This is a genomic window from Nostoc sp. NMS9 (assembly GCF_017114995.1).
Taxonomy (GTDB): domain Bacteria; phylum Cyanobacteriota; class Cyanobacteriia; order Cyanobacteriales; family Nostocaceae; genus Nostoc.
In genome coordinates this window covers 272,765-299,419 of record NZ_JABXKL010000039.1, presented here as the reverse complement: position 1 = coordinate 299,419, position 26,655 = coordinate 272,765, and the positions used below count along the sequence as shown (strand labels likewise).

21 protein-coding genes and 1 pseudogene are annotated in these 26,655 nt (G+C 41.7%); 13 read left to right on the top strand and 9 right to left on the bottom strand.

What is annotated here, in order from left to right:
- The 7 genes and pseudogenes from HWQ40_RS13965 to HWQ40_RS13935 all read left to right on the top strand — a co-directional run.
- Positions 1-534, top strand: a pseudogene (locus HWQ40_RS13965) (hypothetical protein); the annotation flags it as partial.
- 852 nt (positions 535-1,386) lie between these two features.
- Positions 1,387-1,587: a hypothetical protein gene (locus tag HWQ40_RS13960; protein WP_292778645.1), complete on the top strand. Its 201-nt coding sequence runs from the start codon at positions 1,387-1,389 to the stop codon at positions 1,585-1,587.
- Between the two features lie 984 nt (positions 1,588-2,571).
- Positions 2,572-3,234: a calcium-binding protein gene (locus HWQ40_RS13955; protein WP_292778643.1), complete on the top strand. Its 663-nt coding sequence runs from the start codon at positions 2,572-2,574 to the stop codon at positions 3,232-3,234.
- A 499-nt stretch (positions 3,235-3,733) separates the two neighbouring features.
- Positions 3,734-5,419 (top strand): dihydroxy-acid dehydratase, encoded by a 1,686-nt coding sequence (gene ilvD, locus HWQ40_RS13950; RefSeq protein ID WP_292778641.1) that lies wholly within the window; start codon positions 3,734-3,736, stop codon positions 5,417-5,419.
- Between the two features lie 275 nt (positions 5,420-5,694).
- Complete coding sequence (locus tag HWQ40_RS13945) at positions 5,695-6,072, top strand: hypothetical protein (protein ID WP_292778639.1); 378 nt, start codon at positions 5,695-5,697, stop codon at positions 6,070-6,072.
- Positions 6,073-6,106: 34 nt separating this feature from the next.
- Positions 6,107-6,829: a caspase family protein gene (locus tag HWQ40_RS13940; protein WP_292778637.1), complete on the top strand. Its 723-nt coding sequence runs from the start codon at positions 6,107-6,109 to the stop codon at positions 6,827-6,829.
- 276 nt (positions 6,830-7,105) lie between these two features.
- On the top strand, positions 7,106-8,722 hold the full coding sequence (locus HWQ40_RS13935) for an ABC transporter substrate-binding protein (protein ID WP_292778635.1): 1,617 nt from the start codon (positions 7,106-7,108) through the stop codon (positions 8,720-8,722).
- Between the two features lie 131 nt (positions 8,723-8,853).
- Here HWQ40_RS13935 and HWQ40_RS13930 read toward each other — a convergent pair whose 3' ends face one another.
- From HWQ40_RS13930 to HWQ40_RS13905, 6 genes are all read right to left on the bottom strand, one after another.
- Complete coding sequence (locus tag HWQ40_RS13930) at positions 8,854-9,021, bottom strand: type II toxin-antitoxin system HicA family toxin (protein WP_292778633.1); 168 nt, start codon at positions 9,019-9,021, stop codon at positions 8,854-8,856.
- A complete protein-coding gene (locus HWQ40_RS13925; RefSeq protein WP_292778631.1) occupies positions 9,018-9,227 on the bottom strand; it encodes a type II toxin-antitoxin system HicB family antitoxin in 210 nt (69 codons plus the stop codon). Before HWQ40_RS13925 ends, HWQ40_RS13930 begins: the two co-directional genes overlap by 4 nt.
- A 70-nt stretch (positions 9,228-9,297) precedes the next feature.
- Complete coding sequence (locus HWQ40_RS13920; RefSeq protein ID WP_292778629.1) at positions 9,298-10,104, bottom strand: Uma2 family endonuclease; 807 nt, start codon at positions 10,102-10,104, stop codon at positions 9,298-9,300.
- Between the two features lie 86 nt (positions 10,105-10,190).
- Complete coding sequence (locus HWQ40_RS13915) at positions 10,191-10,829, bottom strand: Uma2 family endonuclease (protein WP_292778627.1); 639 nt, start codon at positions 10,827-10,829, stop codon at positions 10,191-10,193.
- Positions 10,830-11,189: 360 nt separating this feature from the next.
- Positions 11,190-13,130 carry an ATP-binding protein gene (locus HWQ40_RS13910; RefSeq protein ID WP_292778625.1) on the bottom strand — a complete coding sequence of 647 codons (1,941 nt, stop codon included), beginning with the start codon at positions 13,128-13,130 and terminating at the stop codon, positions 11,190-11,192.
- A gap of 108 nt (positions 13,131-13,238) precedes the next feature.
- Positions 13,239-19,193 (bottom strand): AAA family ATPase, encoded by a 5,955-nt coding sequence (locus tag HWQ40_RS13905; RefSeq protein ID WP_292778623.1) that lies wholly within the window; start codon positions 19,191-19,193, stop codon positions 13,239-13,241.
- A 214-nt stretch (positions 19,194-19,407) separates the two neighbouring features.
- Here HWQ40_RS13905 and HWQ40_RS13900 point away from each other — a divergent pair, with 214 nt between their 5' ends.
- The 4 genes from HWQ40_RS13900 to HWQ40_RS13885 all read left to right on the top strand — a co-directional run bounded on the left by HWQ40_RS13900 (position 19,408) and on the right by HWQ40_RS13885 (position 22,360).
- Positions 19,408-20,133 carry a pyridoxine 5'-phosphate synthase gene (locus HWQ40_RS13900; RefSeq protein WP_292778621.1) on the top strand — a complete coding sequence of 242 codons (726 nt, stop codon included), beginning with the start codon at positions 19,408-19,410 and terminating at the stop codon, positions 20,131-20,133.
- A gap of 182 nt (positions 20,134-20,315) precedes the next feature.
- A complete protein-coding gene (locus HWQ40_RS13895) occupies positions 20,316-21,035 on the top strand; it encodes a SnoaL-like polyketide cyclase (RefSeq protein ID WP_292778620.1) in 720 nt (239 codons plus the stop codon).
- Between the two features lie 61 nt (positions 21,036-21,096).
- Entirely contained in the window at positions 21,097-21,426 is a 330-nt protein-coding gene (locus tag HWQ40_RS13890) for an MgPME-cyclase complex family protein (protein ID WP_292778619.1), read from the top strand.
- Between the two features lie 280 nt (positions 21,427-21,706).
- A complete protein-coding gene (locus HWQ40_RS13885; RefSeq protein WP_292778618.1) occupies positions 21,707-22,360 on the top strand; it encodes a hypothetical protein in 654 nt (217 codons plus the stop codon).
- Positions 22,361-22,651: 291 nt separating this feature from the next.
- On the opposite strand, the gene HWQ40_RS13880 is transcribed toward HWQ40_RS13885, so the two are convergent.
- From HWQ40_RS13880 to folD, 3 genes are all read right to left on the bottom strand, one after another.
- Positions 22,652-23,107, bottom strand: a complete 456-nt coding sequence (locus tag HWQ40_RS13880) for a divergent PAP2 family protein (RefSeq protein ID WP_292778617.1) — start codon at positions 23,105-23,107, stop codon at positions 22,652-22,654.
- Between the two features lie 273 nt (positions 23,108-23,380).
- Positions 23,381-24,313, bottom strand: coding sequence for a geranylgeranyl diphosphate synthase CrtE (gene crtE / locus HWQ40_RS13875; protein ID WP_292778615.1), 933 nt, complete (start codon positions 24,311-24,313; stop codon positions 23,381-23,383).
- 139 nt (positions 24,314-24,452) lie between these two features.
- Entirely contained in the window at positions 24,453-25,331 is an 879-nt protein-coding gene (gene folD / locus HWQ40_RS13870) for a bifunctional methylenetetrahydrofolate dehydrogenase/methenyltetrahydrofolate cyclohydrolase FolD (RefSeq protein ID WP_292778613.1), read from the bottom strand.
- Between the two features lie 457 nt (positions 25,332-25,788).
- Here folD and HWQ40_RS13865 point away from each other — a divergent pair, with 457 nt between their 5' ends.
- Both HWQ40_RS13865 and HWQ40_RS13860 read left to right on the top strand, forming a co-directional pair.
- Positions 25,789-26,094, top strand: coding sequence for a hypothetical protein (locus HWQ40_RS13865; RefSeq protein WP_366933986.1), 306 nt, complete (start codon positions 25,789-25,791; stop codon positions 26,092-26,094).
- A gap of 21 nt (positions 26,095-26,115) precedes the next feature.
- A complete protein-coding gene (locus HWQ40_RS13860; RefSeq protein ID WP_292778609.1) occupies positions 26,116-26,550 on the top strand; it encodes an NUDIX hydrolase in 435 nt (144 codons plus the stop codon).
- Positions 26,551-26,655 lie beyond the last annotated feature (105 nt).

The window sequence follows — 26,655 nt, the reverse complement described above, 5'->3', positions numbered from 1 at the left end:
ATGGGATATCACGATTACTCCAGTTTGATTGGGATCTTATTTTCTTGCAAGTCCCTAAGTAACGATAAGATTGACGGTGGATCTGGCGACGATAGCCTTGTAGGGGGATTTGGCAACGATAGCCTGGTTGGCGGATCTGGCAATGATACGATTAGCGGTGATTTTGGTAACGGTGGTATCCTCACTGGTATTGGTGGAACTGATATTCTCACTGGAGGATCGGGTAACGATGTTTTCGATTTCAACTTTGTTTCCGAGAGTCAGCCTGGTTTGTTACGGGATGCGATCGCTGATTTTGTTGGAAATGGTATCTTTGCAGGCGATCAAATCGATTTATCTACCATCGACGCCAACTCCATTAAAGAGGGCAACCAAGCCTTCACTTTCATCAGGAGTCGCGCATTCTCTGCAATCGGTCAAATCCGTTATTCAGGAGGTATTCTCCAAGGTAGCACTGATGGGGATCTGTCGGCTGAGTTTGAAATTCGGCTTGCAGGAGCGCCACAACTAGTAGCAAGCGACATTATCCTTTAATTTAATATTATCTGCTTTGAAAATAAGGCAGAATGCAGAATTTTGATAATTGAATAGTCGCAAAGAGAGATAAGTTTAGCTTGCCTCTCTTATAGTTTATAGTTATTAAATTGCGCCGCATATACATCAGAAAATCAGGTAATACAATCGCAACAGTTACGATGATGCCACTTAATGAAAAAGATGTCAGAGAATTTGAGAAGGCAAGTTGTGACGTAAGGGATGTAGCTATCACACTGGTTAACAAGGCTTTTAAGTTATTGGCAATTACTTCCTTATACATAACTAGATAAATCACCAAATAAATCTCAATAAGTAAAACCAAGCCTATCTGAACAAAGGTTTCAGATTTTGTTTTAGCGAGAGAAATAAAATCAGGTTAATTACTCTTTCTTATAGATAGAAAAAAATAGGCTTGAAAGTAATACTATAGTCTTGTGATTATGAATAGAATCAAAACGTTCTAAAAACTATGCGCTTCTGTAGGAGGAAATCTGCTTGTTTCATAGCAGCCTACTACTGCAACCAGTAAAGATATAAGGATATCAATCTTGGCATAATTTTGATGCCAATCTCATCAATACATCTAGTGCTTCTCAAATCTTCAAACTTAACAGCAAAGACCTGTTCCAATCAGGTGTGGTTCAGTTATCTTTTCCCACTCGTTATTTCTTTGCCTTGTTTTATCGGCGTTGCTGAATTACAGAGTGAAATTTAAAAATTCAATCTTTGAAACTGTTTCCTTTACACATTTGGGGAAACCAAATTCATACTCTTAATCAGCAACACCGTTTTCTGATGGAAAAGTGACAAGGTTATTTTTTACCCTCTAAGTTCAGGAGAAACTTACTAATGGCAATTGTCAACGGTATCATTTTTAATGACAACAATACCATCAACGGTTCCCCACTTATCCTTCGCCCTACCCTAAATGGGGGTGCTGGCAGCGATGTCCTTAACGGCAATGCCGGCGACGATATCTTAAATGATAATGCTGGCAGCGATATCCTTAACGGCGATGGCCGCGATGATACCATAATAGCCAAATTGTAACGCCAGGGGTGCAGCGATCGCACTGGTCTAATAAGGGAATGGCACTAATACCATTTCTTTGTGAGGCTGCGCCAAACCCTTTTAACTTCTTCTTTCTTTCTTTCTTTCTTTGTGTCCTTTGCGTCCTTTGCGGTTCGTTTTTCTTTCTTGTACTTAAATATGGTTTAGCGCATCTTCATACAGAATTGGTATAAGTTAAAATACAGCCCCAATCCTGGGAGGTTCCGCCTCCAGTAGCTTTAGCATAGTCAGCAGCCCTCTCGAAATACATTTCTAGTCTTAAGACTGGGAATGAATTCAAGTTACACAAATCTTTAAGCTTTTCTTAGTGTCATTGGTCTAAGAAAGCTTTTAACTTATTGGCAATTATTTGTTATATATAACTACAGCAACCACTAAGCAAATATCAATATACAAAACCAACCCGATCTGAACAAAGGGTGATGATTTTATTCTGAACAGAGGATAAAAGAAAGTTAATTATTCTTTTTTATAAATAGAAAAAAGTAAGTTGGAGGGTAATACTATAGTATTGTTATTATAAACACAGTAGCAGGGTCCTCAAATCTATATAATTACGTAGGGATAAATCTACTTATTCCTTGATATTTTCCAACTTAAACGACTAAAAACATAAGGTACAAGGACATCAGATGATTTTTGATACAACCTTGATGTAAACATCATTAAATACATCTAGTACTTCTTAAATATTCTCAAAAATTCTCAAATATTTAGACTTAATAGTAAAGACCTGTTCCAATCAGGTTTGGTTCAAGAATATATTCCCACTCTTGAGCTTTTCACCTTGTTTTTTCAGCATTCCTGAATGAAAGTATGAAATTCCCAAATTCCATGTTTGAAATTGTTTGCTTTATACCTTTGAAGGAAACCAAATTTATACTCTTAATCAACAATGCCGTTTTATAATGGGGAAGTAAAGAGGTAATTTTTTTTCCCTCTAAGTTTAGGAGAAATTCATCAATGGCAACTTCAATATCAATTTCCTCCGGTAGCGGCAGTGTTAGTGTCAGTTCTAGTAGTAGTAGCAGTAGTAGCAATAAGGGTGAGAGCGATATCGTTAACGTTAGTGGTGGCAACAGTACCCTTATAGGTGGTAGTGGCAACAGTTTCCTTAACGGTGGTGGTCGCAACGATAACATCTTTGGTGGTGCTGGCAACGATACTCTTAACGGTGGTGCTGGCAACGATAGGCTGAATGGCGGTACTGGCAAAGATATTCTCACTGGCGGTACTGGGACTGATACTCTCATCGGTGGTGATGGGGATGATGTCCTGACTGGCGGTAGTGGGAATGATATTCTCACTGGAGGATCGGGTAATGATATTTTCAAGTACAACTCAACTTCTGATACTCCACTTTCGTCACGTGACTTAATCACTGACTTTCGTGGAAACGGTAGCTTGCCAGGCGATCGAATTGATCTATTTACTATCGATGCCAACTCCACTATTGGGGGCAACCAAGCTTTCACTTTTATTGGGAGTGCCCAATTCTCCGCACCAGGTCAAATCCGTTATTCAGGAGGTATTATCCAAGGTAGCACTGATGGGGATCTGTCGGCTGAGTTTCAAATTAGGCTTATAGGAGCACCACAAGTAGGGTCAAGTGACTTCATCCTTTAATTTAATATTCCTGCCTTGAAAATAAGGCAGGAGGCAGATCGCTTTTAGCGTCTCCCCTTGGGAGAAGGCAGAAGGCACTAGAGAATGGAAAATATCTCTTTCCCAGTCCTCAGTCCCTAGTCACTATTTTCAAGGCAGATATAATTTTGAAGAAGAACTCTAGTGCAAAGTTAGAGTGTCTCCAGCTTTGCACCGCAATCAATATCAATATACTGAGCTATAAATGTAGAAAGTCAGAGCCTGAACTTGGGGCAATGGCTTTTTTTCATATTTAAATTCGTATTGCTATCCCTAGTATTTCTGACACTCTAGATGCTTAATACACAAGAATCATCCCTATTTTATACAAACGCTTAGATGAAGATTTATTTTAATTAGGGCTGACCAAAAGACACGGTAAAACATAGAGAATTACTCATGTTCGATCGCATCGCCCAGGCATGAGAAAATCAGATAATACAATCGCAACTGTTGCGATGATGGCACGGAAGGAAAAAAGATGTCGGAGAATTTGATCAGCCAAATTGTAACGCAAGGGGTGCAGCGATCGCCTAATCGAGCTATGCTGCGTGCAGTTGGTTTTAAAGATGAAGATTTCAATAAAGCCATTGTAGGCATTGCCAATGGCTACAGCACGATCACTCCCTGTAATATGGGGATAAATCAACTGGCGCAAAGGGCAGAAGTGGGGATTAAAACCGCCGGGGCGATGCCGCAAGTGTTCGGCACAATTACCATTAGCGATGGAATTTCGATGGGAACTGAAGGGATGAAATATTCCTTAGTGTCGCGGGAAGTGATTGCCGATTCCATTGAAACCGCCTGTACCGGACAAAGTATGGATGGTGTGCTAGCCATTGGCGGCTGTGATAAAAATATGCCAGGGGCAATGCTGGCGATCGCCCGGATGAATATCCCTGCTATCTTTGTGTACGGTGGCACAATTAAACCCGGTCACTACAACGGACGCGATTTAACTGTTGTCAGTTCTTTTGAAGCTGTTGGTCAATACAGTGCTGGAAAAATTGATGAAAAGGAATTATTAGAGGTTGAAGGTCGAGCTTGTCCTGGTGCTGGTTCCTGTGGGGGAATGTTCACAGCTAACACCATGTCTTCAGCATTTGAAGCGCTGGGGATGAGTTTACCCTATTCCTCGACAATGGCGGCGGAAGATGCCGAAAAAGCTGACAGCACGGAAAAATCAGCATTCGTCCTAGTCGAAGCGATTCGTAAACAAATCTTGCCTCGTCAAATTATCACCCGCAAATCTATAGAGAATGCCATTTCTGTGATTATGGCAGTCGGTGGTTCGACCAATGCAGTACTGCACTTTTTAGCGATCGCCCGCGCCGCTGATGTAGAGTTAACTATAGACGACTTTGAAACTATCCGCGCCCGCGTTCCCGTTTTGTGTGATTTAAAACCAAGTGGTAAATATGTAGCTACAGATTTGCACAAAGCTGGTGGCATTCCGCAAGTAATGAAGATGCTACTTGTGCATGATTTATTACATGGTGATAGCCTCACCATCAGCGGTCAAACCATTGCAGAGATATTAGCAGACATACCAGAAGAACCATCTGCCAATCAAGATGTGATTCGGACTTGGAATAACCCGATGTATCCTCAAGGACATTTAGCCATCCTCAGAGGTAATTTGGCAACGGAAGGAGCTGTCGCCAAAATTACCGGCGTGAAAAAACCAGTAATTACCGGGCCTGCACGGGTGTTTGAATCCGAAGAAGCCTCTTTAGATGCAATTTTGGCTGGTAAGATTCAAGCTGGTGATATTCTCATAATCCGCTACGAAGGGCCTAAAGGCGGCCCTGGAATGCGAGAAATGTTGGCTCCCACTTCAGCAATTATCGGTGCTGGATTGGGTGATGTGGTGGGATTAATTACCGACGGACGTTTTTCTGGTGGTACTTACGGTATGGTGGTTGGTCATGTTGCTCCAGAAGCAGCAGTTGGTGGTGCGATCGCTCTTGTAGAAGAAGGCGATAGTATTACTATTGATGCACCTGCTCGTTTATTGCAGTTGAATATATCTGAATCAGAATTGGCTCGTCGTCGTGCCAACTGGCAACCCCCCACTCCGCGTTACACTAAAGGCGTGTTGGCGAAATATGCCAAATTGGTATCTTCTAGCAGTATTGGTGCTGTGACAGATTTAGACTTGTTTTAATTAACCTGACATGCTCTGAACTACCTACACTGTACGTCAGGTCAGTGTAGGCTTCCCAATTAATTCAAAGTGCTTTGCGTTGCAATTTTATACTAGTGCATAGAGTTAGAGAGGAGTTTTACTCCTATTTCTAGTAATTTTTACTTAAATTTTATAAGTTTTTGTCAAAATATTGAAGAAGTTTCAGGAAATTTACATAGCGGATATGATGTCAATAGAGAAATCACGGCAATATAGTTGACAGTAAACTGCCTAAAAACCGAAAAGGGTACAAAATGAGTTCTGAATCTAACGTCAAGTTAACGATCGCTCTTGCTAATCCAGACTTAGATGCAGATGAGCAAGAACGCGAAACACGGAATCTCCTGCGAGAAATCAAAAACTTAGATGTAGAAAGCGCTGAACTTGTAGCAGTTACAGAAACTCCTTTAGGATCAAAGGCGTTTGGAGGTTTTCTGCTGGGAGTGTTGCAGGCAGAGGTAAGCCTTGCCAATTTTAAGAAATTGTTGGGATTTTTGGGCGATCGCTTGGGTAACAAAACTATTGAATTAGAAGTCGAGACTAACGGTAAGAAACTCAAGGTGAAAGCTAGCAGTCAGAAAGAATTAGCCGCCGCCATTGAACAAGCACAAAAGTTTGTCGCAGGTAGCTAGCCGATAAATTCCACAAATAAAGGAGAATAGCGACATGGCGAAGGTAGCGCTGCTAATTGGTGTAAGCGAGTATGGAGCAGATATTACTTCATTGCTTGCAGCTACAAAAGATGTGGAGGCAATGCAGCGAGTTTTACTAAACCCAGAAATGGGAGAATTTGCCGAGACGGATGTTACAGCACTAAAAAATCCCAATCGGCAAGAAGTGGAAGATGCGATATACAGACTTTTTGCCAATCGCCAAAAAGAAGACCTGTTGCTGTTTTACTTCTCTGGTCATGGAATAAAAGATGAAAACGGCAAGCTTTACTTATCAAACTGCAATACTCGCAAAGAGAATGGAAGGCTAGTTAAGCACTTAGCACTAGCAGCTAATGTTCTGAACGAAAATATGAATGAAAGCAAATCTGAGAGACAGGTGGTGATTTTGGATTGCTGCTTTAGTGGGGCAATTGCTCGAGATATGACTCCAAGAGATGACAGCACAGTAAATTTGCAAGAGGAGCTAGGCGGAAAAGGACGAGCAATTCTGACTTCTTCCACATCAACTCAGTACTCATTTGAGCAAGAAGGTTCAGAACTTTCAGTTTATACACGCTATCTAGTGGAGGGGATTGAAAAAGGAGCAGCCGATAAAGACGGAGATGGAAGGATTTCTGTTGATGAACTGCATGAATATGCCAGTATTAAAGTCAAGCAAGAAGCCCCAGCAATGACACCTAAAATCTACCCAGTGGAAGAAGGTTATAAAATTTAGCTAGCTAAAGCACCAAAAGGCGATCCAAAGCTTATTTATCACAAACTAGTTCAAGAATTAGCAAAGGAAGGCGGTGGTGAAATTCATGAAATTGATCGCATCACATTAAAAGAGAAACAGGAGAGTCTGCAACTAGCACTTGAGGAGACGGATTCAATAGAAGCTCAGGTTTTAAAACCTTATCAAGAGTACAAAAGAAAATTACAAAAGTATGAAGAAGCGTTCTGTAAGGCAGTAGAATCTGATTCTAGTCTCAGTGATAAAACTCGCACTAAGTTGAAACGTCTTCAGGAACATTTAGTACTCAGGGATGAAGATATAAAACCAATTGAAGACCGAATTTGGAAGAGAGAAGATTCAACAACTCTCGGCGACAAAGATAAAGATATAGCAAAAAGAGAAGATATCAGAATTCCCAAACAGTCAAATGCCTGGACTCAGATAAATCCTCGACCTACCCGAAATAACAATTTTCTACAATATATAGTAGCCAGCGTAATCGGAGTAGTTATTGGTGGTAATTTAGTCTACTTTTTTTTACTGCCCCGAACCTCAAATCCGCCTCACCCGATAGTTCAGACTCCAGTAAATTTCTGTGCTAAAGAGACGTATAGTTTGAATGACAGAATTAGCTTGGGTGAAGAAATTTTATTAAAACAAGATACAAACCCAAATAAAGAAGCTGGAGTGAAAGCATTTTTCAACAGTGATTGTTCAACTGCTATTAAGAAATTCGAGTCATCCCGTCAAGCTAATCGTAAAGAGCGTACAGACCCAGAAGCATTGATTTATTTGAATAACGCTAAGGCTCGTCAGCAAGGAGATAGGCTCAAAATTGCTGTGAGCGTACCCATTGATAATAATCCAGATTTGTCAAAAGAAATGCTACGTGGTGTAGCTCAGGTTCAAGACGAGGTGAATAGTAGCGGCGGTATCAATAGCAAGTTATTGGAGGTAGCGATCGCTAATGATGGTAATGAGCCAGATATAGCCTCAAATATTGCTAGACAGTTTGTTAAAGAAGATAACAACATTTTGGCTGTTGTGGGACCCAACGCTACTCTTGCTTTCAAGAATGCTGCCAATCTGTATTTCCAGAGCGGAAATGGTTTAGTCATGATATCTCCCACTAGTTCTGATCAAAAATTGAATGAGAGTCGATACGAAAATGTATTTCGCACTAGTATCAGTAGTCGCTTAGTGGCAGAACAGCTATCTAATTACGCCATCAAGTATGCTCGTAAAACCAATATTCTTGTTTGTGTATCTTATACAAGTACCGATAATACATCGCTCAAGGATGAGTTTAAAGAAGTAATAAAGAAAGCTGGTGGCAAAATTAATCCCACAAAGTGTAATGTTTCTGCTTCCAATCTTGATCCTTCTATAGTCATTTCTCAAGCTATAAAAACTGGTGCAGACGGTTTGTTATTAACTTTCCCCATAGATGAAAGAAAGAAAGGTCTAGCGGTGGCGCGAGCTAACAAAGGTCAGTTAGCACTATTTAGCAATCCTGGACTGTACACGCAAAAGATTCTAGAGGAGGGGAAAGCCGATGTTGATGGTATGGTACTGGCTGTCCCTTGGCGTCCTCAAGCATTTACTGGTAATCCCTTTGAGCACAATGCTCTAAAACTTTGGGGTGGAACAGTGAATTGGCGAACGGCGACGACTTATGATGCTACTTTGGCGATCGTCACAGGTTTGCGGCAAACTAACAAGCGCAATGAATTGCAGAATGTGTTGCACAATCCAAATTTCTCAGTTGATGGTGCGACAGGAAAGATTCAGTTTTCAGAATCAGGCGATCGCAAAGATAATGCCATCTTCTTAGTCAAAGTTCAACAAATACCTGGCACTGATCAATATGAATTTGTGCCGATTCGACCTTAATTTTGAAGCTTTGTTTAATAGCGATCGCACTTGTTTATTGTGATGTTTCATAATAGCGATCGCACCCAGTATTTGACTTACAGCAACTCGATAAATTCATCAACACTCAGCCCAACCTGTCTGATAATTGCTCATAAAGTTCCTTTATCTAATTCTTGATGATTCGGAACAACCACTTCAGCAAATGGCTCATCTCGACGTAAAATAATGTGGCTTCCACGTTGTCGTAAAACATAAAAACTAGCCTTCCTTAAAGCTTTAATGCACTCTTGACCAGAAAGGATAGGTAATTTGCTCATACATCAACCAAAACAGTTTCCAGATGATCTTCTGGAATAGGCCGACCTTCTTCTTGTAAAATCTCAATATATAGTTCTATAGCTTCCTTGATATTGGTAACAGCTTCTTCTTTGGTCTTCCCTTGACTGATGCAAGCAGGTAAACTCGGACATTCAGCTACCCAGTAACCATCTTCTCCTGGATAAATAATTACTTGTCTCTTCATATATTACTCCTACAAAATAAGTCTTAAGAGTATCTCAAACAAAAAATGCTGGAATCAAAAAAGCCAAAATTCACAACATATCTGGATTTTCCCCTAGTTCTTTTAATCTAGCCGCTAAACGAGCCACCTGTGCAGCCGCCGCTTCTTCTCGTACAGTAGCAGCTTCTGCTTCTGCAACCGCCGCTTGTGCTTGTGCAACAGCAATTTCTGCCTGCCTGACTGCGGCTTGTGCTTGTGCAGCAGCAGCCTCCTCTGGTAACAAAACCAAATTGCTAGCCACATCGTAAAACCGCAACCATATTGCCGTTTCTCTGTCTATTGTTCCCTCAGTCCTCCCCAACCATAAACCTAAACGCTTACACCATAGCCACCCGCGCTCATTTGCTGTCAAAGGCTGATACTGCTGATTATCATCTAAATGCCATCCTTGCAAAGAATTAGGATCAAAGGGGTCATAGACAAAATAATCTGAGGTACGGAAAGTTTGTTCATAAAGTTTTTTCTTAATACCTTTGTCTATTGCTGCCGTAGATGGTGACATTAATTCCATGATTACATCAGGATAACGACCATTTTCTTCCCAGACTACCCAACCTTGTCTTGAGTTATTGCTGTCAACATTTAACACCGCAAAGAAAGCTGGGCCTCGGAAATCACGGTTACGAACCTGGGTACTGCTGTAATAAATAAACATATTGCCCCCAGTGAAAAAATCATTGCGGTCAGCCCAAGCTTGTTGCAATGACCGAATCAAGACATTCATGGCAATACGGTGGCGATTTGATTCCAAGGGTTCACCATCATCAAAAATTAAATCTGTAGGTGGCATGGGGGGTTCCCAGTCCACAACGGCTGTTGGGTTGTTTTCAGTAGTCATGAGCGATCGCCTTTCTCAGAAAGCCTTAAATTTCTATAATAATCTGCCGAGAGCTTCCTAAATTAAGGCGTACGAATTAGAAATGCTTATAAATTATTCTTTACCCAATCTCGAAAATTACGCATAGCTTGACTTCTGCCAATTGTTAAACACTGCTGAACATATTCATTGACTAATTCAACAATTGGGATACCAGGAAAATTAGGACTAGATTCAGATTTTATATATTTACCTTCTTGTAGCAAGTAAATTTCTAAACCTTGTTGTGTATTTCGCCAAAGTTCAGGAACTCTCAAAATTTCATAATTATCAAATCGAGTGCGAGAAGTAATATCAATTTCGATTGCTAAATCTGGTGGTGGATCTACATTTAAATCTATACGATTTTTACCAATGATAGCAGCTTGATTTTGAATATAAAAACTGGTATCTGGTTCTACTGCTTGCCGCATTCGCTCATTTTTAAGTGTTGTAGAACCGAAAGGCTCAAAATCCATTTGGAGTTTATCTAATAAAACTCTTACTAACTCACCAATATATTCTTTATCTTTTTCGTGTTCTGGTAGGGGAACCATAATTTCTAACCAACCATAACTATAAGAAATACGTGCAGCACGCCTTTCTCCCATTTCTTCTAAAATATTTTCTAACTGCTGCCAACTAATATCTTTGAGCAACATTTGCTGACCAGGTTTAACAATAATTTGTTGCAGTTTTAAAAGCATATCACCTCAGAGAGTTGATGTAGTAATTTATGTAGCCGATAGAATTTACAAATCAACTTTCTTAAAGTATATCGCCTCTGAGTATAAGTGTAGATATTATGTAAAAAGATCAATGTAATAGAAGATACATCTGCTACTTGTGAAGCAGCAGCTATTGGCGTAGGTTTTTCGAGACTTGAATTAGTGGCTACCCTTGCTGGTGAGCCGCTTTATAAAGCACACGGGTTTTATAATATTGAACATTTTGAAATATCTCTCCCTAATGGAGCTTGTCTCCCAGTTATTAGGATGTCAAAGCAAATATAAAATTTATATTTTATCTTTAAAATATAGCGGTTTGTATATTCTAAGAGGATGTTATCAGTAATTTTTACTTGTTAAAGGAATACCAATGCTAAACTCTGTTCCACATCCAGGAGTAGAATCAACTTCAATAGTTCCTCGATGTTTGTCTACAACTATTTGATAAGCGATCGCCATTCCTAATCCGATTCCTTTACCCACAGGTTTAGTAGTGAACATATAGTCAAATACTCGTTGCTTTACCTCTTCTGACATCCCAATACCATTATCAGAAATTTGAATAATCACTTGTTTTTCATCAGTGAGTTCAGTCTGAATGCGAATTTGTCCTTCATTCTTTACTAATGACGTAGACGCTTCGCTTTCTTGCAGGGTATGACGAATAACTAATGACTCTTCTATAGCATCAATTGCATTCACTAGAACATTCATAAACACCTGATTGAGTTGCCCTGCATAGCATTCTACTAGGGGTAAATCACCGTACTTCTTAACGATCTGAATTTCTGGTTGATTAGGCGTGGCTGTCAGGCGATGATTCAGAATCATCAGAGTGTTGTCTAATCCTTCATTAATGTCTACAAATTTCATTTCTGCTTCATCAAGGCGTGAAAAATTACGCAGCGATAGTACAATTTGACGAATGCGTTTGGTTCCCACTTGCATTGATGCCATTAGCTTAGGTAAATCTTCTGCCAAAAACTCAATATCAAGGTCTTGGACGCGATCGCTAATTTCTGGGGTAGGATTTGGGTAGGTTTGTTGATAAAGCTTGAGCAAATCGAGGATATCTTGGCTGTAAACGCTTGCATGGTTGAGGTTGGCATGAATAAAATTGGCAGGATTATTGATTTCATGTGCCACCCCAGCAACCAATTGTCCCAGGCTAGACATTTTTTCGGTGTGGATGAGTTGAGCTTGGGTATTTTGCAATTTTTTCAGAGTTTTGCTGAGTTGTTGCGCCTGCTGGCTAGAAATCAAGGCGCGATCGCGAATCTGTTCATATAGTTGCACCTGTCGCCATGCACTAATCAACCCAACTACCAACAATCCTCCCAAAACTGTAGCCAACAGGTTCAACGCCTGTAATGGCGATTCAATATTTTCTTTTGGCACAACTAACGCTACTGACCAATTTGCTTCTCTCAGGGGAGTGTAAGCAACATAGCTCGACTTACCATCCAGTTGAGCCAATTCAATGTTTCTACGTTTAGCTACCATTTTTTGGGTAATTTCAACTAATCTGGGATTGCGCGAGTTGAGGAAACTCTCGGCAGCTTTTTCGGGTGTACCAATTAGTTCCGTATTGGGATGGGCGATGGGAACTCCTTGAGAATTCAGCGCAAAGGCATAGCTACCTTTGCCTTGATGTAAATTGCTGATGACCTCAACTACTCGGTTAATTGGAATTCCTCCCATTAAAACACCTGCTGGCTTTATGCCTGTTTCGGCAGGAATCGGCGAACTAATCTGAATCTGTAACTGTTTGGTTGTGCGTCCAATAATTGGATCGGCTGCTACCGTTTCACCCGCCATACTCCGCTGAAAAAATTCTCGGTCTTTAACATTGAGATGATCTCCGTGAGTATTGATTAATGCACTATCTGATGTAGCCAATGCCATGAGTAAAAACGTTTGTAGCCGCTTGACCTCAGATTGTAGGTAAGGTTCCATTACAGACCAATCTAGCGATCGCACCACAACAGAATTTGCCAAAGTCTTAATTTCTGTCTTCCGAATGGCTAACCAGTTATCAATATCATCCTGACCTTGGTGTGTTTTTAACAGTACTTGTTCCTTGATACTATCGAGCAACAACCCTTTAACAATAGTGTAACTAGTGATAGCTGTAGCACTAATGCTAATGGACAGAATTACCACAATTGATAATAATAGGAAGTTTCGCGATCGCAATTTAAATGAGTAGTAATTTTTGTTAATTAGGGCATACCTTCGAGGGTTGAGTTTTAACCAGCTTTTACATAATTTAAGCATCATTGTCACTTTATTTCCAACTAAAATTTAAATAGCAAAAATGAAAAGTGCTGAGTAATTTATACTTTACTCAGCACGGGCTAAACGCCCCGCTACCGCTAACAGCACTCATTATTGTTGTTGAGTAGAGATTTGAATGACAAACTCTGTGCCTTTTCCAAGTTCGGAAGTACAAGAGAGTGAACCGCCATGTGCTTCTACCACAATTTGACGAGCGATCGCTAATCCTAATCCAGTGCCTTTTCCGACAGGCTTGGTGGTAAATAAATGGTCAAATACTTTTTGTTTAACCTCCGGTGACATTCCCACTCCGTTATCAGTAATCTTAATCAAAACATCCTGACCTGAGTCTGCTACACGAGTTTGAATGGTGATGCAATTGGGGTTAGCAAGAATCGCTTCCAAACTCCGTTCTGTATTGTATTGTTCAAGTGCATCAATGGCATTTGCTAACAAGTTCATAAACACCTGATTAAGTTGTCCAGCAAAGCATTCCACTAGGGGTAGTTTGCCATAATTCTTCACCACCTCAATTGCCGGACGGTTTTCGTTAGCTTTTAAACGGTGTCTGAGAATCAGAATAGTACTGTCAATGCCTTCGTGAATATCAAAAGGAACTTTATAATCCTTATCTGCTCTGGAGAATGTTCGCAAACTGGTACTAATACTGCGGATACGGTGAACACCCAATTTCATTGAGTCCAGCAATTTAGGCAAATCTTCGCGTAAATAATTCAGGTCGATGGCATCAATTTCATCTTGAATATCTGAGCCGGGATTGGGAAACTTTTCTTGATAAAGATTAATTAGTCCAAATAAATCTTTAACATAATCTTTGGCTGGTTCAATATTACCAGCAATAAAGCCCACAGGATTGTTGATTTCATGGGCAACACCTGCTACCAGATTGCCAAGGGCAGACATTTTTTCGCCTTGCACTACTTGCAATTGCATCGTTTGGAGTTCTTCTAATGCTTCTTCTAATTGTTGTTTTTGCTGTTGTAGCAATTGCTGTGCTTGCTGGCGTTCAGTGATGTCTTCAGAGGTACTAAGGATACCAAAAACCTTTTCTTCTTTATCTTTTAAGGGAATTTTATTTGTATTCGACCACTTTTGTTTTCCATCTACTTGCTGCACAGTTTCGATAATGTTGAGTTCAGCTTGTGCAGACTCCATGATGCGGCGATCGCGCGCTACAAAAAAATCTGATTGCTCCCTAGTCCAGGGAAGGTCGTAGTCTGTTTTTCCAATAACATTTTCTGGCACTCCTAGACCCCAAGTTTGAGTAAAGTTATGGTTACAGCCTAAATAAACACTATTGCAGTCTTTCCAGAAAACAGACTGGGGAATATTTTCGATAATTAACCGCAAAAATTGTTCAGTCTGCCCCAGGTTTTCTAGAGTATTTTGTGCTTGCTGATAAAGTCGGGCGTTTTCTAAGGAGATTGCAGCTTGAGTACATAATAGATTGAGAATTTCGACGCGATCGCTAGTAAATGCCCCAGTCATCAGGTTGTTTTCTAAATACAAAATCCCTAACAGTTTTCCTTGATAGAGAATTGGTGTACACAGCAAGCTTTTGGGTTGCTGACGAATGATGTAGGGGTCAGCTATCAACACCGGGTGTAATGTTGTATCAAGGATAACGGTAGGTTGCAGGCTGCGTTTGACGGTGTAAATTAGGCTATGGGGAACGTCTGCACTATCTTCCACAAAAATGGACTGTAACACCTTTGATTGCTGCCCAACTTGAGCAGTCGCCTCAACTACCAATCTATCTTCTTTGAGCAGTAGTAACGCACACTTATCTGCTCCAGCATTTTCAATCACCACTTGCAGCAGCTTCGTAAGTAATTTATCTAGTTCAATTTCACTCGAAAGAGTCTGAGAGGCTTTTAAAACTGTTGCCAAATCTAGCATTACTGATGTATTGCTGCTAGATGTTACTGATTTATTAATGCTTGGGTGGAAGGTAGTAACGCTGTCAATATTTGCGAACGTCTCATTGGGTGTGAGTAGCGATAGTCTTTCAGAGTCACTTCGTGAACGCGTCTGCTGTAAAATAGGGGCTAGAAGTTGTGGATAACGCTGTTCTAAATCATCGACTTTGGCTTTAGCACCCCAGCGAGTGTAACAATAGTAAGCATTAATCAAATATTCTTGGGCAATGCGTTCTTTGCCCCATTCTAAATAAAACTTGGCTGCGAGTTCATTAGCAAGAGCTTCCTCGTTGAGGTATTCGTTTTCTTTAGCTTTAGCAATGGCGCGATCGTAATACTCAATTGCCTCTGCTTTCGTCCCCAAGACTCGACATTTTTCTGCGACAACTAAAGCATGGCGGTGAGCCTGATTACTTGGTGCATGAGCCGCCCAGATGCTGAGTTTTTCTTGATGGACTGTCACCCGCTCTATAATACTGATTTGGTCTGTCTCACTGGCATCTGGATAAACCGCTAATCGAACCAATGCATCGTAGAAGTAAAACAGAGGAAGCAGCACTAGTCCTGTGACTGCACCCAAATACGGTTCTGCCAGTTTGGCGTTTTGTAGAGCTTGTTCATAGTGCTGGAACAGGTAGGAGAGGAACAGTTTCTCGAAATAAACTTGATACAGTCCTGCTCCGTGATTCGTTTTGAGGTAAAGCTGAATTATTTCATCCTCATAGCAGTATTCGCCAAGCAACCGTTCAGGTTCAGCCGCAACCTCCAACAGATTGACTACAACCTGATGATAAATACTTTGTGTGTAGAGACAACTATCCTGGCGCAATTGCTGAATGACCTGGCGATGAGCTTCTATCGTTTGTCTTAAGGCAGATAATTCCTGACCACTCCAGTAAGCTGTGTAGCAATAACACATCAGGCTGAGAGCGACATACTCAATGTCACCGATTTCTAGCCCAGTGGAGTAGGCTTGCAAATATCCTTCCAGGGTATATTTTGCAGGTTCTTGCCAATGTCTGAGGAAGCAGTTAAAGGCAAAAATGGTTTTAGTGGTTAACTTGGGGGCATGGATGCGTTGCAGGAGATTCACCCCCAATTGTCCAAACCGATAGCCTGCGTCAATATCTCCCAATATGGCAACCAAGGTCAACCCATACATTACATAGCCATGAGTCGATTCGGGAGCATTGCCGTATTCTACTGATAAATCGAACTCGGCAAAGATCACCAGGGGCAAAAGCTCAGGGGCAGCTTGATAGGCAGCAGAAATAATGCTGGATAAAATAACCATTGCCGCTTTTTTCTCCGGTGCGGTCATTTGGGGTAATTCCAGTAATGATTCGATTGACCTGCCATTGAGCAAGGTTTGGGTATGCCTCAGTGCCTGTTCGATGTCTGCTGGGGTTGCCCGTTCCGGCAAATGCACTCCCAGATGCTTGAGCATTTTTCGCGCTAATTGCAAGGCTTCTAGCTGCTGATGTTGTGCCATGCAAGCCTGGATTTTAATGCTGTAGATATTTACCCGATCCAGCCAGGATAGGGCATGATTCAGTACTATCTCAGCTAACTGTTCCATCTGTTCAAAATCGGTGCAGAGGTAAGCTGATTCTGTTGCTCCTTCATACAAGATGAGGGCGAGATTGTATTGGCTATGCCAGCAATTACTCGTTAGCATGGCAATACCTGTGTTGAAATAGTCTAAAGCTGCTGCGTAAGCTGTTGCACCCTTGGCTTTATGCCCAGCCGCCAAGTTTAACTGCGCGAGTTCCTGTTGCTCTAGCTGATCGCTAATCAAAGCGGCCCCTTGATTGAGGTGGTTGACGATCGCAAAAATTTTCTCTTCGCCTTCATTTACAGTCGTGGCTTGTTGTAGCAAACGCCCAATGTGCAGGTGAGTAACTTGCTTTTGGTTATCAGGAATTAGTGAATAGGCAGCCTGCTGAATGCGATCGTGAAGAAATTTGTAGCTGCTGGTTATTTGTCCATAGTCATTCTGGCTATTTACCAATGAATGCTGTTGATAAAACTTGTAAACATCACTGGTAGGAATGATAAATCCTTCTTGGAGTGCTTTCCATAATTCATCTGCTGTTGTTGCTTCAGACTGTTCATAGACGATCGCTAATGTGCCTAAATCAAAAGAGTTTCCCACACAAGCCGCTAATTTCAAAACTTCTTGAGTTTCTATTGACAACTTTTTAAGCTGAATTGCCATAAACTCTACTACATCATCGGTAAGAGCGATCGCTCGTACTTGAGCAATATCACATTCCCATCCTCCTTGACTTCCTCGTTGACTAAAAGAAGGGGTAAATGTAATTAGTTGATCTTGGTGTAGCGCTTTAAGAAACTGGGTACTAAAGAAAGGATTACCTTTAGTTTTGCTCAATACCAACTCTGTTAACGGTGCGGCTAACGCTAGGGAGCAACTCAATGTATCAGCAACTAAATGATTAACGGAGATTTGATCGAGGGGAGCTAAGGTAATTGTATTGACTGTAGCACCTAACTTCTGAATCTCTTCTAAAGTCAGCATCAGTGGATGTACTGGGTTGACTTCATTATCTCGATAAGCACCAATTAACAGTAGATAGCCGATGTCAGCTTCACTCATTAACAAATGCATTAACTTTAAAGAAGCAGAATCTGCCCATTGCAGATCATCAATAAAGATCGCCAATGGATGTTCTGATGCAGTGAAGACTTGAGTGAACTTCAAAAACAGCAAATTGAAGCGATTTTGTGCCGCACTACCAGAGAGTTCTGGCGCCGGGGGCTGTTTACCAATCATAATTTCTAGTTCTGGAATCACCTCAATCATCACTTGTCCGTTCTCACCCAAAGCAGAAAGAATTTTGCGCTTCCACTGCTCGAATTGGGCGTCAGTTTCACTCAGCAGTTGCCCGATTAAGTCTCGAAAAGCTTGCACAAAAGCAGAGAAAGGGATGTTGCGCTGGAACTGGTCAAATTTACCTTTAATGAAATAACCCCGTTGTCGCACAATTGGCTTGTGGACTTCGTTCACCACAGCAGTTTTGCCAATGCCAGAGAAGCCTGCTACCAACATAATTTCAGTGCTTCCCTGACTGACTCTCTCAAAGGCATCCAGTAAGCTTTCAACTTCAGCTTGGCGACCGTAAAGTTTTTCTGGGATGATAAAGCGATCGCAAATATCCCGCTCACCTAATTTAAAAGATTTAATCGAGCCAATTTCCTGCAATTGATCCAAACATTTTTCTAAATCAAATTTCAGCCCTAATGCACTCTGATAGCGGTCTTCAGCATTTTTCGCCATCAATTTCATCACAATGTCACAAAGAACTTCGGGAATCTCTTGTTCCCCCCTGCCCCCTCTTCCCCCTATCCCCAGAGGGGGCCCCGAGTCCCCCTGTCCCCTGCCTCCTAATTGTTCTGGTTGCTTAGCAATATGACAGTGAACCAACTCCATCGGATCGTTAGACTCAAAGGGTAGGTGTCCAGCTAGCAATTCATAGAAGGTAACACCGAGGGAATAGTAATCACTGCGATAGTCAATTGCGCGATTCATCCGCCCGGTTTGTTCTGGGGAAAGGTAGGCGAGAGTACCTTCTAAGACATTAGGACTGTGAATTTCCTGGGTTTCTCTGGGTAAAAGAGAGGCAATACTAAAGTCAATCAACTTGACTTGCTGAGTTTCTGGGTTGATGAGGATGTTGGCAGGCTTGATATCTTTGTGGATAACTCGATGGCGATAGAGTCCGTCAAGAGTATTACTCAGAGCGATCGCAATATCCAAGAACTCTGTCAGAGTATATTGGTTGCTCGCCGTTTTTTGGTTGAGCCAATCTCTGAGGGAAATACCACCAAAATCCTCCATCACCAAAGCATAGCTGTTGCGATAAGGTTCCAGGCTGTAGGGACGAACAATACCGGGTAGGTCAAGATTTTTAGCAATAGTGTACTGATTACGAAACAGCAGCAGTTCATTGAAGGTGGGATACTCCTGCTGGAGCAGTTTGATCACAACCGGAAGTCGATCGGCCTCTCGAATTGCACGGTAAACTAAGGTTCTAGAGCCTGCATAAAGTTGTTCGCTAATTCGATAGTTCAAAAGCTTGTCCATCGGCTCAACTGCTGTATTCATACTTCATCAACTCTTGTTAAATCAGCTACTTATTTAAAGTAGTTTGCCCAAAAATCAGCTTTTGCTAACTCAGTTTTATTTTGGGCGATACCGAAAAGCCCGTTGTAGACATCACATTTTACGTGTGTAATCTGTCTGTAGCTTCTTAAGCAAAACTACCGCTATTTCCGGTAAAATCAAGTTCTGAAGACTGTGGATTTGGGAGAAACTTGGGGTGCCTACACTTGGCGTTAACATTGACCACATCGCTACTATCCGGCAAGCGCGGCGGACGGTGGAACCAGACCCGGTAGCGGCGGCGGTACTAGCAGAATTAGCAGGTGCAGATGGAATTACGGTGCATCTGCGCGAAGATCGGCGGCATATCCAAGATCGGGATGTGCGGATATTGCGGCAAACAGTGCGATCGCATCTTAATTTAGAAATGGCCGCTACAGATGAAATGCTAGCGATCGCTCTCGATATCAAACCAGATTACGTGACTTTAGTCCCCGAAAAGCGCGAAGAAGTGACCACAGAAGGCGGACTAAATATTGTCGGGCAAATTGCTAGAATAGGTGAGATAGTCGATAAATTGCAAAGCGCTAGCATTCCAGTTAGTTTATTTATCGATGCCGAACCAGCACAAATTGAAGCATCTGTCAAGGTACAGGCGCGGTTTATTGAATTACACACCGGACAATATGCTGAGGCTAAAGATGAAACAAATCGCCAGCGAGAATTAGCCATATTAGCAAAAGGGTGTGAACAAGCGATTCAAGTCGGATTACGAGTCAACGCTGGTCATGGACTTACCTACTGGAACGTCTATCCGGTGGCTGTGCTTCCAGGCATGGAAGAACTAAACATTGGTCATACCATCATCAGTCGGGCAGCATTAGTAGGTATGGAAAGGGCAGTCCGCGAGATGAAACAAGCTATAAGGGGGGATGGGGGATAGGGAATGGGGCATTGGGCACAAGAGGCAGAGGGGTAGAGGGGCAGAGGGGCAGAGGGGAAAAACTTACTGCAACTTCTCCCCTGCTCCCCTGCTCCCTGTCCCCCGCCCACTCCCATATCTTAAAAGAGGGGTTGTCACTGCGAAATCTAGAAATTGGGATCAAATCTTCAGCAAAAACTTCTATGAGCGCAACACAATCTAACAACCTGCCACTTTGGGTACAGGATCGGGATAAGGTGATAGCAGAAAGCACTGATGTAGAATGGCGCTATCAGACACCGCCTGATTATTCCCGTTCAAATGAGAATCTTGCTAAAGAAAGTATCTACAATCATCTTGAAGGAACACTGGAAGCGATCGTGCAAAACTTGGTGAGAACCTTCGAGATGGAGGTATCCTTCAAAGCTAACCCGCAAGAGTGGTTATCAATTGTAAATGACAACTTTCGCGTCAGTACCAATGGCGGGGTAGAGTATACCGCAGCAGATGTATCAGCCCAAGGTACTTACAATTTATTTATGGCTGATTCAGAACATTACAAAGCTTCAGAAGAAAGTTTTGAATCATCCGCAAAAGTCTTCCACACAACATTCCCCCAAGGATTTCCTTGGGAAGTGCTGGAAGTTTTCTCAGGGCCACCGAATGTAACATTTAAATGGCGGCATTGGGGACATTTTAACGGAGAATACAAAGACCATGCACCTACTGGAGAGACGCTAGAAATTATCGGCATGACTATTGCAAAAGTTACCGATGACTTGAAGATTATTTCTTTAGAACACTATTTTGACAATAATCTGTTCTTGGAAAAGCTAACATCTGGTGGCAAACAGACAAAATCTGAAAACCAGAAAAGTGCTTGTCCGTTCAGTTCTTGGTTCAAGAAATCCCACAAAAGTTAGTTTGTAAGGGTACAGAGTCACTGTGCCCTGAAATTATTCACATAGCAACCAAAGGATGAAAATGCAAACATACCATTACGTTTTGGCAAGTCAACGCTTTCTTCTCCAAGAAGAACCGATACACGAAGTTCTCAAAGAACGCACCCGTAACTACCACGAACAAGAAAAACAAATAGATTTTTGGTTGGTTGAGCAACCAGCTTTCTTGGAAACACCACAGTTTAAAGAGCTAAAGGCAAAGTGTCCCCAACCAGCAGTAGCCATTATTTCTACAAATCCTCAATTTATTACTTGGTTAAAACTGCGTTTAGAGTACGTCATCACTGGAGAATTCCAGGCTCCTTCTGAGGCAATACCAGATGCTTTGGCATCGCTTACTACCGTATCTTAGGCATAGCGCATTGGGCATTGGGCATGGAGAAAAGACCAGGTAGACAAGGAAGACGGGGGAGACAAGGGAGAGACTTGTTCAATAATTCCCCCTTGTCCCCTTGTCTCCTCTGCTCCCCTGCCCCTTTCTTTGCTCCCCATTCCCCATTCCCTAATTTTATTTTTGAGTAACAAAATATATTTTTTGACACATATTTCATCACCATACTGAAGTAGCTAGGTTTTCAGCTTTTTTCTTATAAAATCTTCTAGGACACCTTAATTTACATAATCTAACTTTTGTGCATAGATTTCAGAATTTACCAAGTGTTTTAGGATTAGCGATTGCAGGGTTGATTGGTGGCATGAGTTCTGTACTTGCTCAAAAAACCATTCCCTCTTGTCAACCACCAAATGCGGGTGAGTATCTTTTATTAGTAGTCAGTCCCACAGCAAATAATCAAAAGCAGTTACGTAGCGCCTTACCACCTGAACTTAAAACTATCACCTGCAAATATCTCAACGAAACCGTGACACGAGTCGGGGGCTTTAACAAAATAGACGATGCCAATCGTTGGGCAAGATATGTCAGCAATATTGTTGGCTTGTCTGCCATAATTACCACTCGACCAACAACAACGGCAGATGTGCAGCCACAGTCACAGCCAAGACCACCTCAGCAGACAGTCAGCTATAATCCTCAAGCATTAGGAGAAGGTTATGCAGTACTGGTAGATTATTACAACCGTCCAGAACTAGTAAATAGTGTGCAGCAAGTTGTCGGAGGTAACGTCGGTTTTGTTTCTTATGGACAACGCCCTTACTTGCTAGCAGTTTATACCACTAACCAAAGTGAAGCCTACAATACATTGCAAAAGCTAAACAATGGTGGTTTCGTTGCCAGCCTGGTGGATAGTCGTAAGGTGATTCTGCTGCGCTCGACTGTGCGGTTTTAGTGATATTAAGTTCACTGGCATCCTGATGCGAGCTAACAGATTGGTAATTTGTCAATTGACCGAATTTTAGATTTTAAATTTTGGATTTTAAATTCAAAATTTAAAAAGGTTTTAAGCGAACATATTTATATTCGCTCTGTGAGAAACAAGTTATTTGGAATAAATCCTTTCATCCTTAATCCCCTGAATTTATTCACTGGGTAAATCTAAAATCCAAAATCCAAATTTGATTGACAAATTACCAGTTACTAATTATCAATAGCCGTTCCAACAAAGATTTATTGCCCTAATTCAATAAGCAGACCTAGCTAACCAATAGATAGTTATACCCAAAGCCGATCCAGCGATTACCTGAACTGGTGTATGTCCGAGTAATTCTTTCAGACGGTCTTGGCTAAAATCTGGTTTTTCATGAAATAATTCATCAATCATTTGATTGAGAATACGAGCTTGCTTACCAGCTGCTTGACGAACTCCGGCTGCATCATACATGACAATGATGGCAAAAACGATCGCAACGGCAAAATCAGGAGATGCCCAGCCCAGTGTTTGCCCTACACCAGCGGCTAAAGCCGTAACCAGAGCCGAATGGGCACTGGGCATACCTCCGGTTGTTACCAAAACACGCACATTCAGCTTGCGATTTTTGATGATCTCGACTACGAGCTTTAATGCTTGAGCAATTAAACAAGCTACCAGAGCAACCAGCAGCACCCGGTTGTCTAAAATGTTGCCTATGTCCTGCATGGTATTTTGGTTAGGTTAGTAAATATTAGCAGCAGTTGTTGGTTGAGGAAACATTTAGATTCAACCCAAAATTCCCAAATTAATCTATTACGTTGGAAAAAGACCAACGATTCAAAATAACCTAAAAGCTTACTTGATAAGCTTTTGTAATTTTGAATCAGTGAATTTTTAATTTCGCTGGGCAGTAGTAGTACAGTATGCTGTAAATAAACTACCCATTGCCAATCAATAAAATACTTGTAGTATGAGAATTCCGAATTACCCAAAGCGTTACTAGTTATTACGGCTGGTAATAAAATGAGCGATCGCTTGGAGTGGTTTGGCTCTGTCTCCAAATGGTTCTAATTCCACACAAGCTGCTTTAACTAGCTCTTGGGCTTTTGAGCGCGATTCCTCAAGTCCCCAAAGGCTAGGATAGGTGACTTTCTTTGCTCTTTGGTCTTTGCCAGCTGTTTTACCTAATTGCTCTTGGGTAGAAGTGATATCCAAAATATCATCGATGATTTGGAATGCTAGCCCAATATTTTGGGCATAACGGGTTAGTCGCTGCACATCTTCAGGTGATGCATTAGTTATCAGCCCGCCACAAACTACGCAAGCTTCCAAAAGGGCAGCTGTTTTGTGTTTATGAATGAAATTTAGGGTTTCTAGGGAAATATCAGATTTACCTTCTGACTCTAAATCGACAATTTGACCGCCGACCAAACCACCTGCCCCCAATGCCCGACCAAGACGGGCAATGACCTGCAAGACTACCTCTCTCTTAACGTTTTGGGGGGTTTGAATGGCAACAAACTCAAAGGCGAGAGCCAACAAGCCATCTCCAGCCAAAATCGCCACATCTTCGCCATAGACCTTATGATTCGTCAGCTGACCACGACGGTAATCGTCATTATCCATCGCTGGGAGGTCATCATGAATCAACGACATTGTGTGGATCATCTCTACAGCACAAGCCGTTGGCATGGCCATCTCGATGGTTCCACCCATCATTTCACAGGTAGCAAGGCAAAGAATGGGACGTATACGCTTGCCTCCAGCTAATAACGAGTAGCGCATCGACTCATAAATCTTTTCTGGATAAACGATCGGGATAGCCTGATCCAAAGCATTATCACAAAGCTTTTGTCGCTCTTTTAGATAGGCTGCTAAGTTAAATGTGGCTTCCTCTGGTGGTGTCTTTTGAACGTTATCAGTTGCTACCATTCTTTAATTCCTGACATTTTGGGATTTTTGCCTTATACGTCACAATTTTAAGGTGCTGTGGAGCTAAAAAAAATGAAGAGTTAGGAGTTAAGAGTTAGGAGTTAGCAATAATAATTCTTAACTTTTAACTCATCACTCCTCAATCTCTTACCGCCCTGGAATAGCTGGTAAATGTATTTTCCAACAATATGGCAACAGTCATCGGGCCAACACCACCAGGAACTGGGGTGATAAATCCTGCTACATCAGCGGTTGATTCAAAATGGACATCGCCAATGAGGCGACTTTTGCCATTAGCATCGGTGACGCGATTCATTCCCACATCTACCACAACAGCGTCCGGTTTCACCATATCAGCAGTAATAAGTCCAGGACGACCTACTGCTGCAATTAGAATATCAGCATTTTGGGTGATGCTTTTTAGGTCATGCGATCGCGAGTGAGCGATCGTGACTGTGGCATCAGCTTCTAATAGCATTAGCGCCATCGGTTTACCCACCAAAATACTGCGCCCCACGACTACTGCTTGTTTTCCCTGCAAAGGAATCTCATATTCTTGTAAAAGCCGCATCACACCAGCCGGAGTGCAGCTACGTAAACCGCTTTCTCCCCGTACTAGTCGCCCCAAGTTAACTGGGTGCAGTCCATCAGCATCTTTATCGGGATCAATTTGATGTAGCAAAGTTACAGCATCGAGGTGGTTAGGTAAGGGCAACTGCACAAGAATGCCATCCACTCTTTCATCGTGGTTGAGTGCAGCAATTACCTCTTCTAACTCTCCAAGGGTAGTTTGGGTAGGAAAATGTTTACCAAAAGAAGCGATCCCGACTTTAGCGCAGGCTTTTTCTTTATTGCGTACATAAGCTGCTGATGCTGGGTTATCACCAACCATCAACACTGCTAAACCAGGTGGTCGTCCAATTTTTGGTTGTAATTGTTTAATAGCAACAGAAAGTTCTTGCTGAATTTTTGCTGCTATTGCTTTCCCATCAAGGAGTTTGGCAGTTTTTGTTTCCATGAAAATTCCCAGCTATGTTCGCTTGTTGTCCAAAGTCCAAAATTAAAATATTGATTCTTAACTCTTGACTTTCGACTATTATTGTGTTGCTGTTTGATGTCGTAGCGTTTCTCTCACAGTAAATCCATAATGTTTATTTTCTCAGATCAACGGCATCATCTGAAGAATAAAGAATTGGAGAGTGGGGAGTGCGTAAGGGACAGGGAGCTAGGGAGCAGGGGAGCAGGGGAGCAGGGGAGCAGGGGAGAAGTTGCAGTAAGTTTTTCCCCTCTGCTCCTCTGCCCCTCTGCCTCTTGTGCCCAATGCCCAATGCCCCATGCCCAAAATAAATAAATCGGTGGCTTTAATGCGACAAACAAGAAACTTTTTCCTTTCATTCTTGTACGGGCACAGTATTGTTACTTACCGTTTGGGGTTGATTTTTTTCCTGATAACAGGACTTTGTAGTTGTGGTAACTTGACATCACCTGGCTTGCGTGGGTCTGGCTTAAAAATTGGGACAAATGTCACTCCAATTGGAGAAATTAAACCAAAACAAGACAATCAGGCTATAGTTTACATCCAAGGTCGGGTAGAAAAGCAAGCTCCCCTGATCAAACAGTGGGCTTATAAAATTAAAGACTCAACGGGCAAAATTTGGGTTGTCACCAATCAAAAAAATCTGGGTGAAGGTTCAGAAGTTGTAATTAAGGGTAAAGTTCGCTACCGAAGTATTCCCTTAGCTGGCAAAGAATTGGGGGAAGTTTATTTAGAAGAAGATTAATCAGCAATTAAAAATGAAAATATGAACAATCAACAGGTGCACGTAGCGATCGCAATTCTATACCACAAAAACAAGTTTCTCATGCAACTGCGTGATAACATTCCCGGAATTCTCTACCCTGGTTACTGGGCGCTGTTTGGCGGTCACATCGAACCGGGTGAAACGCCAGATGTAGCGGTAAAACGAGAAATATTAGAAGAAATCGGTTATAATTTACCACCTTTTGTTGAATTTCGCTGTTATCCAAATGAAAGGGTTGTCCGTCATGTCTTTCATGCACCACTCTTGGTGGAATTAAATCAACTGGTTCTGAATGAAGGCTGGGATATGGCGTTATTTACACCAGAAAATATTCGCCAAGGTAACTGTTATTCACAAAATGCTGGTGAAGTGCGACCTTTAGGAGCAATGCATCAGAAAATTATGTTGGATTTTATTGAGAAAAATCCAACATAATTTGGGAATGGGGCATTGGGCATTGGGTATGGTTATTTTCCTTATCTCCCTCATCTCCCATTCTTCACATTCCTAAAAGCCAAAATAAAGTTAGAACGAACTCTT